At 47.5% G+C, this 14049-nt stretch carries 11 protein-coding genes; 3 read left to right on the top strand and 8 right to left on the bottom strand.

Annotation, left to right across the window (positions count from 1 at the left end; genetic code table 11):
• Nucleotides 1-106 precede the first annotated feature (106 nt).
• The 6 genes from ACNI23_RS17440 to rfaD all read right to left on the bottom strand — a co-directional run bounded on the left by ACNI23_RS17440 (nt 107) and on the right by rfaD (nt 8058).
• Nucleotides 107-1252: an ABC transporter substrate-binding protein gene (locus tag ACNI23_RS17440; protein ID WP_420250588.1), complete on the bottom strand. Its 1146-nt coding sequence runs from the start codon at nt 1250-1252 to the stop codon at nt 107-109.
• Between the two features lie 73 nt (nt 1253-1325).
• On the bottom strand, nt 1326-1514 hold the full coding sequence (locus ACNI23_RS17435; protein WP_015850502.1) for a hypothetical protein: 189 nt from the start codon (nt 1512-1514) through the stop codon (nt 1326-1328).
• Nucleotides 1515-1531: 17 nt separating this feature from the next.
• The gene (alr, locus tag ACNI23_RS17430) at nt 1532-2656 is read right to left on the bottom strand and encodes an alanine racemase (RefSeq protein ID WP_420250587.1); all 1125 of its coding nucleotides are present in this window, start codon (nt 2654-2656) and stop codon (nt 1532-1534) included.
• A 29-nt stretch (nt 2657-2685) separates the two neighbouring features.
• A complete protein-coding gene (gene mutL, locus ACNI23_RS17425) occupies nt 2686-4584 on the bottom strand; it encodes a DNA mismatch repair endonuclease MutL (RefSeq protein WP_420250586.1) in 1899 nt (632 codons plus the stop codon).
• Between the two features lie 133 nt (nt 4585-4717).
• Complete coding sequence (locus tag ACNI23_RS17420) at nt 4718-6970, bottom strand: LPS-assembly protein LptD (protein ID WP_420250585.1); 2253 nt, start codon at nt 6968-6970, stop codon at nt 4718-4720.
• A 110-nt stretch (nt 6971-7080) separates the two neighbouring features.
• Nucleotides 7081-8058 carry an ADP-glyceromanno-heptose 6-epimerase gene (gene rfaD, locus ACNI23_RS17415; RefSeq protein ID WP_420250584.1) on the bottom strand — a complete coding sequence of 326 codons (978 nt, stop codon included), beginning with the start codon at nt 8056-8058 and terminating at the stop codon, nt 7081-7083.
• A 454-nt stretch (nt 8059-8512) separates the two neighbouring features.
• Between rfaD and ACNI23_RS17410 the strand changes: the two genes are divergently transcribed.
• The 3 genes from ACNI23_RS17410 (at nt 8513) to ACNI23_RS17400 (ending at nt 11505) form a co-directional block, all read left to right on the top strand.
• Entirely contained in the window at nt 8513-9832 is a 1320-nt protein-coding gene (locus tag ACNI23_RS17410; protein ID WP_420250583.1) for an L-cysteine desulfidase family protein, read from the top strand.
• Between the two features lie 113 nt (nt 9833-9945).
• A complete protein-coding gene (locus tag ACNI23_RS17405; RefSeq protein ID WP_420250582.1) occupies nt 9946-11016 on the top strand; it encodes an OmpA family protein in 1071 nt (356 codons plus the stop codon).
• A 69-nt stretch (nt 11017-11085) separates the two neighbouring features.
• The gene (locus ACNI23_RS17400) at nt 11086-11505 is read left to right on the top strand and encodes a hypothetical protein (protein ID WP_420250581.1); all 420 of its coding nucleotides are present in this window, start codon (nt 11086-11088) and stop codon (nt 11503-11505) included.
• Between the two features lie 227 nt (nt 11506-11732).
• On the opposite strand, the gene ACNI23_RS17395 is transcribed toward ACNI23_RS17400, so the two are convergent.
• Together ACNI23_RS17395 and ACNI23_RS17390 are read right to left on the bottom strand one after the other, a co-directional pair.
• Nucleotides 11733-13736, bottom strand: coding sequence for a methyl-accepting chemotaxis protein (locus ACNI23_RS17395; RefSeq protein ID WP_420250580.1), 2004 nt, complete (start codon nt 13734-13736; stop codon nt 11733-11735).
• 10 nt (nt 13737-13746) lie between these two features.
• On the bottom strand, nt 13747-14049 hold a 303-nt coding region (locus ACNI23_RS17390; protein ID WP_420250579.1), incomplete at its 5' end, for a cytochrome c family protein.

Raw genomic sequence — 14049 nt, 5'->3', positions numbered from 1 at the left:
TCGCAAGACTAGGCATAATATAAGCCATAAGTACATCTACCGTACATATCTCGACCGAAACAGCCTGTGGGAAATCCCGCAGGCTGTTTTGCTTTAAAAGGAAAATTTATTTCAGATCAATAATATCCTGCACTGTGATATGACCGTCGCGGAAAGTTGAAATGATGACATCCTTATCCGGGTCGCCGTTATTGTTATAGTCAAAAGTCCCGGTCACCCCGTGGAAGGGGGGCATGTCCACCAGAGCATCATGGATAGCTACCGGATTATCGGTTCCGGCTATTTTTGCAGCATTGAAAAGTGAATTAACAGCGTCATAAGTCAAGGCTTCAAGTTCACTGGGATCCACACCGTTTGCTTTCTTGTAGTCCCTTTCAAACTCCGCAGCCCCTTTAATTGGCAGGCTTGGAACCCAATGATCAGTATAATAGCTGTTTTTGAATAAGGGATTGCGTTCCAGTTCAATGGAATCCCATGAATCACTACCCATAAGAATGCCTTTGAAACCAAGTTTGCGGGCCTGAGCTACCTGTAATTGAACTTTTTTGGTGTTATTAGGCAGAAAGAGTATTTCTGCGCCAGCCTCAATTATCTTCTTCAACTGGGAGGAATACTCTCGATCCCGTGCGACATACCCTTGAAAAGAAACAACCTTTCCTCCGCAATTCAAATAATCTTCTTTAAAAAAGCGGGCCAGTTCGGCACTGTAAGGACTGGAAGAATCGAACAAAATTCCCACATCCTTGTGGCCAAGGTCGTTTTTGGCAAACTGGGCCAAAGCTTCACCCTGCACGGTGTTTGTGTAAGAAACACGAAAAGAATATTTAAAAGAAGTCAGCTTATTGGTACCCGCTACCGGTGTAATAAAAGGTACCTTGTGCTCCTCACATACTTTGGCAACAGCCAGCGCCACATTACTCTTTGCAGCCCCGACAATGGCAGAGACTTTTTCTTTTTGAATCAACCTGAGTGTGACCTTAGCGGCCATTTCAGGATCGCCGTTACTGTCCGCCGGAAACAGCTTAACATTATGCGGCTCTCCGTCTAATTCCAGCCCACCGGACTTATTGACCTTCTCTGCAGCATAACGCGCGGCAGTAACAATGTAGTTTCCTTTCCTGAACAGTTCACCGCTGGTAACCGCAACAACTCCGACCTTGAATTCACCGGATGTTTTTTTATCTGAACACCCTGAGAAAAGACAAAAGACCAGAGCGAAAAGGAGGACCGGAATAAATCTGTTTTTTTTCATGAAAAACTCCGATTTGCAGTTACAGCGGGAAAAGACAAAAGGCGGCCTCTACAGACCGCCCTTCACCTCAGGGCTAGATACCAGCCATGCAGTTGTAAAGTTCTTCGCTCACCTCGATACGCACAATGCCGTCTTCGATATAAACGCGGATGTTGTTTTCAGGAATCAAAGCCATATCCATGGCTACGTTCACCCATTTATCCCTGAGTTCCGCCGGATCAACATCCTTAAGCGGATGACTTTCTGCTACTTTCCAAGACATGTTATATCTCCCGTTTTTTATTTTTTATATGTCCTCGGATTCATCCCCAGAAGACAAAAAATTTCATAAGTAATGGTCTGCCACCATCCGGCTAAATCTTCGGCACTGATGCGCCCTTCACCTTTTCCGCCCAGCAGGTAGGCGGTATCACCGAATTTAACATCTTCAATATGGCTGACGTCCACAATACAAAGCTGCATGCACACCCGGCCCAGAATCCTGGCCCGCTTCCCGTGAATGCAGACCTCTCCGACACTCGAAAGTCCTCGGCTGTATCCATCGGCGTATCCGGCACAGACAATGGCAACTGTCATGTCCTGCTCTGCGGTATAGGTACAACCGTAACTGATTGCCTGCCCCTTTTTGAGCTCCCGTACAGCAGCAATCTTGGTCCGCACCTGCATGGCAGGTTTCAGGTCGCGGCCGCACTCGCTCCAACCGGTTCCGAGCAACGGGTTGGAGCCGTAAAGGGCAATTCCCCCGCGCTGGGCGGAATAATGAACCTGATCATGAACCAGAATTCCGGCAGAGTTGGCAAGTGATGCTTCCAGCTCATATCCGGCATCTGCAAGACGCTTCAAAATACCGGAAAATGTCTCCGCCTGCGCAGACATATACCCCTCGTATGCCGGATCATCAGAAGTGGCAAGGTGCGAACTGGCCAGTACCGGACAGATTTGAGGATTGATTTTCAGCCACTCAATCAGCTTATCCAGCTCATTGACACTGAAACCGAGCCGGGACATCCCAGTATCAAATTTCAAACTGATTTCGACTTTACGACCCTGAGCAGAAACAACAGCGGAAAGCATTTCCAGCTGTTCAAATTCACCGATAAACGGAATGATCTTGTTCTGCGCCGCATTGAAACAATCTTCCTCGTTGAGCGGACCGAGCAATGAAATGATTCGCTTGCTGCAACCGCTTTTACGCAGTTGCATGCCTTCACCAACTGTGCCGACAGCGAAAGTATCTGCCCCTTCTTCTTCAAGGGCACGGGCAACTTCTATCAGTCCGTGACCATAGGCATCAGCCTTTACCACGCCGTACACCCTGCTTCCTTTCTCTTTAAGCAGCCGGTAATTATGGCGAATGGCATTTAAATCAACTTCAACTTCAAGTGTATTATATCCGATAGTCATTGGAGATCTCCGGTTGAGATTGAGACTGGCTATTTGCGTTTGAAAAGTTTCTCCATTTCCAGCGCGGACCAACTGATCAGGACAGGACGCCCATGAGGGCAATATTCCCGTTGCGGGCATTTTACCCAAGCTTCCAGCAAAGAAAGAGCTTCATTGACTGCCAGCGGCAGGCTTGCCTTGATGGCTGATTTGCAGGAAAGCATGATCCAGAGGTCATCCAAAGTCTTGGCCTGTCCGTCCACCGCTGCTTTTAAGTACTCCCTTGCTTCTCCGGTTTCAAGTGCCGGAGGAATACCGCGCATGGAAAGTGTCTGCCCGGACTCAAGCTCCAGCATGAAGCCCGCAGCCTGCAAGTCTTCCCACATTTCCTGTACCCGCTGAACTTCAGTGGGATGCAGAACAATATCGATGGGTAATGCCAGCGGACGCGATTCACCGCGAGTACGCAGGGATTTCATATTCTCGTAGATCACCCGTTCATGGGCTGCGTGCTGATCCAGCAGACCGAGAGAACCGTTCGGGAGTTTCAGAACCAGATAGGTATCAGCAACCTGCCCCAGATACTCGATACGCGAACCGGGAACATAAATGGGACCAGCGGCGCATGATCCATACTCTTGCGGTTCAGGCACAGAAAGCGGATTTTCCTGCGCTGCATAATCCATGGCCTGTTCATGAAACATACCCGGTTCAGGGCGGGATTCAGCAACAGATGCAGACGTAAAATCAGACTTAGGCAGACCTGAGCCCACTTCCGGTTCATCATCCAAGGCTGTAAAATCTGTATTCTTAAATTCGTTCCAGCTGGAAAATTTTGCTGCAGGCTCGATGGGCAAGGAGACACTTTCCGATAACTTCTTTTCACGAACAGCTGGACGGACCGGCATTTCAGGCTGACTTTGTATAGGGCTGCCTTCATCCATAATGCCAAGCTCATAGCGAGAAAGAGCCTGCCCGATGCCATTGCGAATAATGCTGAAAACCGCACTTTCTTCCTGAAACCGGACTTCCATCTTTGCCGGATGCACGTTCACATCAACCAATTCCGGAGGCAACTCCAAAAAGAGCACCGCCTGCGGATATTCACGAGAAATCAATCGCCCTTTGTAGGCTCCACGAATGGCGCTAAGCAGCAGCTTATCCTGAACGGGACGACCATTGACAAACATAACAATGCGGTCACCTCGGCCTTGCGCCAGTCCGGGAATACCGGCACAGCCATGCACTTTCATCTCCCCGGCTTCATGTGAAAATTCAAGCAGGGATTCACAGATATTACGCGGCCAGAATACGGACAAACGCTCCGGCAGAGATTGTCCGGCCGGAAGCCGAAACTGCTCCCGACCATTGGAGGTAAAAGAGAATCCGGCATCAACATTGGCAAGGGCAATCTTAAACATTACCTGGTTGCAACGACGCGCTTCGGTGCTCTCTGTTTTCAAAAATTTCAAGCGGGCCGGAACATTGAAAAACAGGTCACGAACTTCAACCGAAGTACCTCCCGGGATAGCAGCCGGACCTTCATCAACCACATCCCCGCCCTCAACATTAATAAACCATCCTTCATCGGCTCCTTTACGGCAGGAGCTCATCTTAAAGCGCGAAACCGAGGCAATACTGGGCAAAGCTTCACCGCGGAAGCCGAAACTGGTGATAGCGCTCAGATCTTCAACATTGGAAATTTTACTGGTGGCATGGCGGGTAACAGCCAGCTTTAACTCATCAGCTGCGACACCGAACCCGTTGTCCTTCACGGAAATAAAGCCTTGTCCACCGCGCTCAACAGCAACATCTACCTGTGTGCTGCCTGCATCAATGGAGTTTTCCACCAGTTCCTTAACTACGCTTGAAGGCCGCTCCACTACTTCACCGGCGGCAATCTGGTTACGCAGTGAAGCTGGAAGGACATGAATTTCAGGAGTGCTCATAATGATATATCTATCTGGTATTTTTATTTATCTGTGTAAGTCAAAATTTATAATCCCGAGATTACAATAAGCAAGGCCCCCCGTCTACACATCAGTAGTCGGGGGGCCCGGTAAGTTCTGTCGAAGATAAGGTCTAAAATCCGCTCATATCGATAAGATTGAAGTTAACACCGTAACGTTCATCAACAGTGGTCTTGGAGGCAATGAAATCCAAGGAAAAGCACTGATGACTCCAACCCACTGACGCTGTTTTCTCAAGGTCGCGGTCAGAATTAAGATCGGTTCTGAATTTACCGCCAATCCGCAGATTCCAAGGCAGCTTGGCTTTCATGCCATAACTGATGATCTGCATGTCTGTGTCCTGCTGACGTTTATATTCATCAATCTTGCGCAGGTAATCGTACCCGAGAGAGAACTCCGCATACTCATCGTAAAAGAGCTTAAGAATATTTTCATGCTCAGTGACTTCACCCAGATATGGGGAAATCCATGTTCTGGAGGTGAGGTTTACGAAATTATAGGGAGTAACAATAATCTCGGCCATGAAGTCAGAGAAGGGACGGCGTTCATACTCACTGAGTTCTATGGAACGGTTTTCTTCGTCAATGTCATACCCCTGTTCCAAACGTACCCGCAGGAATTCAAGATAGTCATTTTCAAGAACCGGATTACCATCAGCATCCATAACCACTGTTACACGGTTACGGTCGAAAACGTTGGTAAGAGAGAAGACAAGATCGTTCTGCTCAGAAATACGGTCACGAGAATCAAAGTAAGGCAACTTGGTCTGAGACGCAGAGTCATCCTGAACCCATGAATATTCCAAACGAGGAATCACATTATGCTTCATGCGGGTCCAGCCGGACTGCCCTACATTTTCCTTGGTAACTACAGGAGCGGATTCCAGATCAAAGACGCGGTAAAAATCAGTAGCCGCGCTGATTCCGGCATCGGCCAGAAAACGGAACTGAGTAGAATCGTGACTACCATCAGAAGTAGAGTTCTGGAAAGATGTTCCCAGATAATTGGTGGCCCTTACACCTGCATAAGGAATAAAGGTAATTCCACCGGCTCGCACAGGCATGCTGAATGAAGGCTTGATGTCAATACGTCCACCGGTGGTGCCGTATTCACGCCAGAAATAGCTTGATTGAAATTCACCTTCCCACTCAATGGGAGTCCCGAAGAAATTATTCTTAAATGCGTAAGCGGAAAGCTGCGGCATTGTCTGAAGAGTCGGGTCCTGTGTGGAAGGAGCGTTGTCATTACGGTAAAGCAGGTTTTCCGTGTACTGTGCCATGGCCGAAACAGAGTAATTATCCCAACTTCTGGCTATGAGGGCGGTACTGGTTCTTTCGTTGGCATCTGCAGTGGCTATGTCACGCCCGAATTCATCAAGAAAGGAGTCACGGGTGGCTTCGTAACCATTGGAGCCGGAACGAAATTCACGCAGATAATCCTGGTCGGATACGAGGTCCATATCAAAGATGGTCTGCCAGTCTGGATTACCGAGATATCCGTTGTATTTAGACCTGATCCACCAGCGGTTCTGGTTGGGCCTGATCATGCTGTCACTAAAGGAATAACTTGCATCGTTGGCGTTGTTGTAACTTTTGCTGTCGTACAACCAATCAGCACGCCATGATCCTTTTGTATTCACATCTTCGGAATGACGGAATTCAACACCGGGCCTGAATCCGCGTTTGCTCAGGTATTCCGGGTAGAAGGTCATGTCCATTTCATCATTGATAGCCCAGTAGAACGGCAGGTTGAACCTGTTTCCGAGACGGTTTGAGTTACCGATTTCAGGATCAAGGATACCGGACTGGCGTTCACGCTGTACCGGAAGTTCCATGTAAGGAGTGTACATAACCGGGACACCCTTAACTTTGAACTTGGAGTGCCAGAGGCGGGCATAACCGTTGATGGTGATATCACCTTCACCGGACTCAAAGGACCAAAGAGGATTCTCGCCCTCACAGGCAGTCACTTTTACATCCTTGAAGCTATAAGTGGCTCCGTTATGCTTTTCAATGAATTCACTTTCAAAATAGACATGGGGCTTAGCAACAAAAACGCGGCCCTTTTTAAGCCAGCCGACCATATTATTAAGGTCGAATTCAGCTTCAGCCGCATCGTAAAAGTCGCCCTTTATCTGCGCTTTCACATTACCGCGCAGATAAATCCATTTGGTAGCCTGATAAAAACGGGCAAAATCAGCCTTAATGTAGTTATCGCCACTGCGAAGGGTTACATCCCCGTAGGCCTGAAGGTATTCGCTGTCGCTTTCCACAATAAGTTTATCTGCGGAAAACTTCCACTGCTCACCTTTCTGCTCCACGCCATTATTATCGGTCATGGGCACGGTCATCTGTTGCTGTGCCATTGAAGCACACGGCAGACAAAGAAGAAGTAAAACTACAAAGATGACGAACCTGGATTTCAAAACAACCTGCCCTTTAATATTCAAAATGTCCCGGCTAACCGGATTAACAATTAACTCTTGAGATAAGGATCTTCCTGAGCCAGATAATTCTGCACATAATCTTTAGCCGCATCTTCCAACGAAGTGAACGGCTTATCATAGCCGGCTTCCACCAGCTTGCTCATATTGGCCTGAGTGAAATACTGGTACTTGTCGCGGATAGTCTCCGGCATCTCGATGTAGCTGATGTTCGGCTCAACATCCATCGCTGCGAAAACAGACCGTGCAAGTTCATTCCATTCACGGGCCTGTCCGGTACCGATATTGAAGATACCATTAGCCTGCGGATTCTGCAGGAACCACCACATAACGTCCACGCAGTCCTTGATATAAACAAAGTCGCGCTTCTGGCCGCCGTGGGGATATTCAGGCTTGTAGGATTTAAACAGTTTCATCTCACCGGTTTCACCGATCTGGTTAAAAGCCTTGCAGATAACACTCTTCATGTCGTCTTTATGGTATTCGTTAGGTCCGAATACATTGAAAAATTTAAGGCTCACCAGCTTATCCAGCACTCCGCCGCGCTTGGCCCAAAGATCAAAAAGCTGCTTGGAGTAACCGTACATGTTCATGGGTTTGAGGCGGTCAATGCCTGCATGATCGTCATCAAAGCCGAACTGTCCGTCACCATAGGTTGCAGCACTGGAAGCATTGATGAAACGCACATCATGCTGGAGGCAGAAACGGCAAAGCATCTGGGTATAGCGGTAGTTGTTCTCCATAAGAAAATCCGCATCCTGTTCTGTGGTGGAGGAACAGGCACCCATGTGGATTACAGCATCAGTTTTAAAGGGATCGTCACCTTCGAGAATGAATTTGAAAAACTGATCCCTGTGGATGTAATCCTCGTAGCGAAGATTGACTAAGTTTTTCCATTTATCAGTCTTAGCAAGGTTATCGACGATCAGAATGTCGTCGATTCCCATCTGGTTTAATTTCCAGACCATGGCACTACCGATAAAACCGGCTCCGCCAGTTACAATATACATATATAATTTCTCCAGCTATCTTAAGCAGATATAAACGTCTATTAGTACTATCACACAATACAAGTTGCCGGATGTTACTTATTTTTCTGACACTTTTCAACTACATTTAAGTTAAAAGACCCTATTTACACAAAAACAAACGCAATAATTTTCTCTCAACATCCGTTGATGCACAAAAAGCTCAGTTTTTAAATAAAAGACAACGCCGATATAGATAAAGTTATGTTGTACACAACAATTTAAATCATATTTAAGCATTCACCATCCCATCATTACCATAATTCAACTTTATACTTCTTGTTTTTAATCTTGCTTAATTGTATTTTAATGTTATCCTTATTTAAGCACAAACATTATTATGATTTTTTCTAGACTTTATTTATATACGAACCTTACTTATCCAAACAGACTTAGACCTCAACAGTAAATCAACAGAAGAATTCAAAGGATTGTCATGAAATACTCTGTAAAAGAAATCCTCCATCTCGAAGTTTCCCCAGCTCTTGGCTGTACCGAACCTGTCGCAATTGCACTTGCCACTGCTGCCGCAGCTTCAGTGATGCCCGATAAAAGGCCGGATAAAATCGAAGTCTGGGTTGACCCGAATATTTATAAGAACGGGCTGGCCGTAATTATCCCCGGCACTGGAGGACTGAACGGACTGGACACCGCAGCAGCTTTGGGAGCACTTTACGGAGAACCGGCACTTGGACTTGAAGTTCTTGAGCCTCTTGATGAGGAAAGTGCTAAAGACGCCTGCAAATACAAAGACAAAAAACCTGTTACAGTAAACTTGCTTGAAAACAGGCATGGAATTTATGTCCGCGCTCTGCTTACCTTCGGTCCCGATCACGTTGAAACAATAATTGAAGGCGTACACGACAATATTATTTCTCTGACCCTTAACGGAGAACCGGTTAAGAACTCTACTCTGGTCAAAGAACAACTGGCACAAAAGGCTGATGTCTCCAAGCTCGAAGAGTTCATTAAGACTCTGTCCCTCGATGATCTGGTAGATATGATTAACGATCTTGACGAGCAGGATTTTACGTTTCTTAAAGAAGGGATCACTTACAACATGCGCCTTGCTGATTACGGGCTTAAACACGGTTCGGGTCTGGGCGTAGGGGCTACCTTTGAAAAGCTGGCCCGCATGAAAATCCTCAACAGAGACATGATTCTGGCCGCCCGCACCATAACCTCAGCCGCATCTGATGCCCGCATGGGCGGTATCAAGCTTCCGGCAATGAGTTCAGGCGGATCCGGAAACCACGGCCTGACAGCAATCCTGCCCATTTATGCAGTGAGTGAATTCGTGGACTGCTCCGAAAAAACCATGCTGGAGGCCATCGCCCTCAGCCACCTTGTAACCGCGTACGTGAAAGCCCAGACAGGAAGGTTATCCGCTGTATGCGGATGCTCTGTCGCAGCCGGAGCCGGGGCCACAGCCGGGATCACCTATCTTATGGGTGGAACCCCGCCTCAAATGGCTGGAGCCATCACAAACCTTACCGAAGATCTTGCCGGAATCATCTGTGACGGGGCTAAATGCGGATGTGCATTAAAACTTGCAACTGCGGCAGGCACAGCTGTCCAAGCCGCCCTCTTTGCCATTCATGGAGTAAACGTACATTCAACGGACGGCATTATCGGCAGCTCCCCTGAACAGACCATGCAAAACATAGGCACCCTGAGCACACAGGGTATGATCGATACCGACAGGACCATTCTTAAAATCATGCTTGAAAAGCACTTCCTAGGCACAGAAAATTAAAAAGACCATAAAAATAACACAAAACTATTGATTAAGCCCTGCCAATACCTTAATTTTGGTAGAGTAATAAAACTAATTAAAACCGTTAACCAACATACCGGAGGACTTTCATAATGTTCAAAAGAAAAGTTTCATTAATCCTGACTGTTGCCTTAGCCGCTCTTCTGGCCTTCGGCTCCATGGCCTCAGCTGAATCCAGAATCGTTCTTAAACCCAAAGTTGATGCTTTCGCATACTTTGTTGATACTTCACCATCCATGTCCCAGACATATGATGCCACCGGCACTCCTAAAATTATCGCCGGAATCAACGCTCTGAAGAGACTCAACAATGTTGTTCCCGAACTGGGATACGACTCTGCTCTTTACGCGATGCCCGACTTTGCAACGTATTCCCCTAAGTCCATGTTCACCAGAGCAGCCATGGCTAAAGGAATCGCATCCGTTCCCAGCGACCTGCCTTTCTTCCAGTCCACCCCGATTGGAACAGGTTTTTCCGACCTTAACGGCGTTGTCAAAAACTGGGGCGGTAAATTCGCGGTGATTTTTGTTTCCGACGGTCTGACAAACTCCGGACGCAATCCTGTCCGTATCGTTTCCGATATGGCAAAGACATACGGTGACCGTTTCTGCCTGCACATCATCAGCGTAGCCGACACCGCACGCGGTAAGGCCAACCTGAAGCGTCTCGCAAGCCTCACTCCTTGCGGCGTTTATGTTGATGCCAGTGCACTCGCTGACAAAGCAGTTCTGGATAAATTCGCTCAGGATGTCTTCTACACTCAGGAAGAAGAACTGATCGTTGAAGTTGTTGAAGAAGTTGTAGTTCCGGTTGTTCCGGTTCAGGAAAAAATCGTTTTCCGTAATTTCAACTTTGGTTTCGACAAGTACCAGATCACTGATGAAATGGTTCCGGCACTGACTGAAGCTGCAACCATGCTTGAAGAATTCCCGAACCTTAAGGTTATGGTCGGCGGTCATACTGACTCCTCAGGTTCCGAAGCTTACAACCAGGGTCTCTCCGAGCGCAGAGCCAAGTCTGTGGCAGACTGGCTTGCAGCCAACGGCATTGCTCCTGAACGTCTGGAAGTTAAGGGATATGGCGAAATGAATCCTAAATACGACAATAAGACCAAAGAAGGACGCAAGCTTAACCGCCGCGTTGAAATCGACGTAGAAGACTAAAAGCCACATAAGCATTAAAAAGGGTGGAAAGATTTATCTTTCCGCCCTTTTCGCAATTTGGAGAACCCCATGAGACTTGCCAGTAAAATTTTAACATCTGTTTTTATCGTCATGCTGCTTTGCTCAGCTGCATATGGCTCCCACTCCGGAACCAAGGAAGAACTGGATACCTTTACAAATTTCGCCATAGGCTGGGTTGTCAAGCTGAACAAAAGCCACATCAAAGGCTTCAGTCGTATGGAAGTTCTACTCCAAAAAGACGGGACCTACCTCGCCAGATACCACGCGATTTCACCCGATACCATTACCTGCAAAGTAAAAAAGACCAGCAAAAAAAGTAAAGGAATGGTCGGACTGCTCAAGTACATGGAGACAATCTACGAAAGCACCGGCAAGACCCCGCAGGAAGCACGCGCAAGCAAATTCAAACCCGTAAAAAATATTCGCATAACAGAGATTTTCAGCAACTCAGGTAAGGGCTGGCGTTAAGTATTAAGCATCATTTTCACACTGAAAATAGCCTCATAACAAACGATACGAATGTCTTTATTCTGTAGTGCAGCGCAAGACTGTCAATGAGTTGCGAACTTGTATAGTCCAGCATATCCCTGAAAGTCATCCTTTCAGGGGGTTCATTTTCCTTATGTGCCCATCATAAAAGAAGTCCCCTCTCGCTACCTGCGGGAGGGGACTTTTAATTACTTTAACGGTTAATGCTACTTGAATCTTTCCACCAACTGACTCAGCTTCTGAGCCATTTCCGCTACTTCCTGAATGTTGGAGTTTGCATTCTGGATACCGTCGGACAGAGACTGTGAAAGGCCGTTGATCTCAGTAACGCTGTTGTTAATTTCATCACTGGTCGCAGTCTGCTGCTCTGCTGCGGTGGCAATAGCCCGGACCATGTCGGCAATGGTCTCACTCTCGTTGACGATCTGGCTGAGTACGCCTCCAGCTCCTTCCGCCATCTGCACGGTATTCTCAACCCTGCCGCGCACTCCGCTCATCTCGGAGACTACCTTGTCGGTAGACTGCTGAATGAGTGTGATTGCGCTCTCAACCTCATTGGTTGCGCCCATGGTTTTCTCTGCGAGCTTACGGACTTCGTCAGCTACAACAGCGAATCCACGTCCGGCTTCACCGGCTCGAGCCGCCTCAATGGCTGCGTTCAGAGCCAACAGGTTGGTCTGGTCGGCAATATCATTAATAACAGACATTACTTCGCCGATATTGATGGCCCGCTCCGAAAGGTCGGCGAGCATGTCGGAGAGTTTATCCGTGGTTTCTGTTACAATATGAATCTCGGACACTGTGTTGCTGACAACCTTTCCACCGTCGCGGGCAACTGAGTTGGCCCTGTCGGAGGCTTCAGCGGTTTCCCCGGTATTCTGTGCAACTTCAAGAACTGTAGCGTTCATTTCTTCCATTGCGGTTGCAACCTGTCCGGTCTGCATCGCAGTAGTATCGACACCTGCAGTCAGTTCATTCATCTGATGAGAAAGCTCAGTGGTGTAGGAAAGCAAAGCCTTGGAGACTTCGGTAACCTCATTGGCTACTTCAAGCAAAGATTCCTGCTGCTGCTCAATATGCTTACGACTGGCTTCCTCTTCGGTAAGGTCGACCATTACCGCGATTGCACCAACTGTCTCTTCTTCAGCATTAAGAAGCGGGCAGACCTGATAGCGCAACGGGAATTCAACACCGTCTTCACGGTTGAATCTCAGCAGGCCTTCAGGGCAATCACTGGAAGAGATAGCCTCTTGAGTCAGAGATTTTCCATCAACCCTGAAAAAATCACCGACATCCATTCCTATAAGGGCATCTTCAGGTTTGTTGAGGATGTCGCGCATCGGTCCGTTAACGAAATCAATTTTGCTGTCACCGTCAGTTACGATCATGGGCACGGTTATACCGTTAAGTACACCGCGGTTGTAAACCAGCTGGTCTTTAATCTGACGGGCCATTTCACCAAGATGATCTCCAAGCGAGCCAAGTTCGTCACTGCTGTTCACTGCAAACTGTGCGTCAAGATTACCCTTGGCAAAATCACTTGTAGCACCGGAGATAATCTGAATACGATTCACAATTGATCTACGCATGAAGAACAGAAGAGCGGCAAGCAGAGCGACAAAGCCTCCGAATGAAAGCGCGGCCCCTTTGAATTGGGACTCATGAAATGTTGCAAATTGAGGTGAAACATCCTGCACCATCACCAAGGTTCCGAGTACAGGCTGTTTCCTGCCGTGACAGTGATAGCAGGCCTTCTCATTCTCGATGGTTTCAACCTCAACAAAAACCTCTTTACCGCCTATTTCTGAAAGGAGGCCGCTCTTGAGGGTTTTCTTAAGGCTTTGCCCGACAAGATTATTAATATCCTTGTCGCGAATTACATCTTTAATGTCGGAACGTATGTCCCCTGTGCTAGTAGAATAGGTGACATTTCCCTTGAAGTTGGTCAGGTAAATGGCAACATCGGAATATTTCTTTGAAACGGTAGCAAACTTTTCAGTTGTACCCCTGTTATCACCCTTGGCCATGGGCTCGCGGATGGCCAGCTGCAGCATATCCGCAGTTTTGTATGCATTCCTTTCAATCTCTTCCATCATGGTAGTGCGCTGCCAGAAAGAGTTTGCCAGAAACAGAACAATAAAAGTCGTAGCAGTGAGCAATGAGGTCAGCACCATGACCTTGTTACCCAGGGAAGTCTTAATAAATTTCATAACGACCTCCCTAATGAGCTCCGCCGAAAATCAGCGGCTTGTAATTGAAGTTGTTAACCCGTTCTGCATTGTGGCAGACTTCACACTCCTCGATGGTCATCTTCCTCTTGATAAGATCAGGATCGCCGTCTTCAACATGAAGAGACCCAGGACCGTGACAAACCTCGCATCCTGCATCTGCAAGATGGGGAGTTTGCTCAAAAGAAACGAACCCGCCGGGTTTCCCATACCCGGTAGCATGACAGGTAAAGCAATCATTAAGCTCGTCAGCATCAAGATCTGAAGCCATGATCTTCACGCTTTTACTGGAATG

Source organism: Maridesulfovibrio pacificus (SeqCode) (assembly GCF_048612815.1).
Classification (GTDB): Bacteria; Desulfobacterota; Desulfovibrionia; order Desulfovibrionales; family Desulfovibrionaceae; genus Maridesulfovibrio; species Maridesulfovibrio pacificus.
Note: the sequence above shows the minus strand (reverse complement) of the source record. Positions and strands in the feature narration are given on the sequence as shown.

Excerpts from the sequence above, each read along its gene's own strand:
- ACNI23_RS17400 (WP_420250581.1), top strand. The coding sequence starts at position 11,086 with ATGAGACTTGCCAGTAAAATTTTAACATCTGTTTTTATCGTCATGCTG.
- ACNI23_RS17440 (WP_420250588.1), bottom strand. The coding sequence starts at position 1,252 with ATGAAAAAAAACAGATTTATTCCGGTCCTCCTTTTCGCTCTGGTCTTT.
- ACNI23_RS17410 (WP_420250583.1), top strand. The coding sequence starts at position 8,513 with ATGAAATACTCTGTAAAAGAAATCCTCCATCTCGAAGTTTCCCCAGCT.
- rfaD (WP_420250584.1), bottom strand. The coding sequence starts at position 8,058 with ATGTATATTGTAACTGGCGGAGCCGGTTTTATCGGTAGTGCCATGGTC.
- ACNI23_RS17435 (WP_015850502.1), bottom strand. The coding sequence starts at position 1,514 with ATGTCTTGGAAAGTAGCAGAAAGTCATCCGCTTAAGGATGTTGATCCG.
- ACNI23_RS17405 (WP_420250582.1), top strand. The coding sequence starts at position 9,946 with ATGTTCAAAAGAAAAGTTTCATTAATCCTGACTGTTGCCTTAGCCGCT.
- mutL (WP_420250586.1), bottom strand. The coding sequence starts at position 4,584 with ATGAGCACTCCTGAAATTCATGTCCTTCCAGCTTCACTGCGTAACCAG.
- ACNI23_RS17420 (WP_420250585.1), bottom strand. The coding sequence starts at position 6,970 with ATGGCACAGCAACAGATGACCGTGCCCATGACCGATAATAATGGCGTG.
- alr (WP_420250587.1), bottom strand. The coding sequence starts at position 2,656 with ATGACTATCGGATATAATACACTTGAAGTTGAAGTTGATTTAAATGCC.
- ACNI23_RS17395 (WP_420250580.1), bottom strand. The coding sequence starts at position 13,736 with ATGAAATTTATTAAGACTTCCCTGGGTAACAAGGTCATGGTGCTGACC.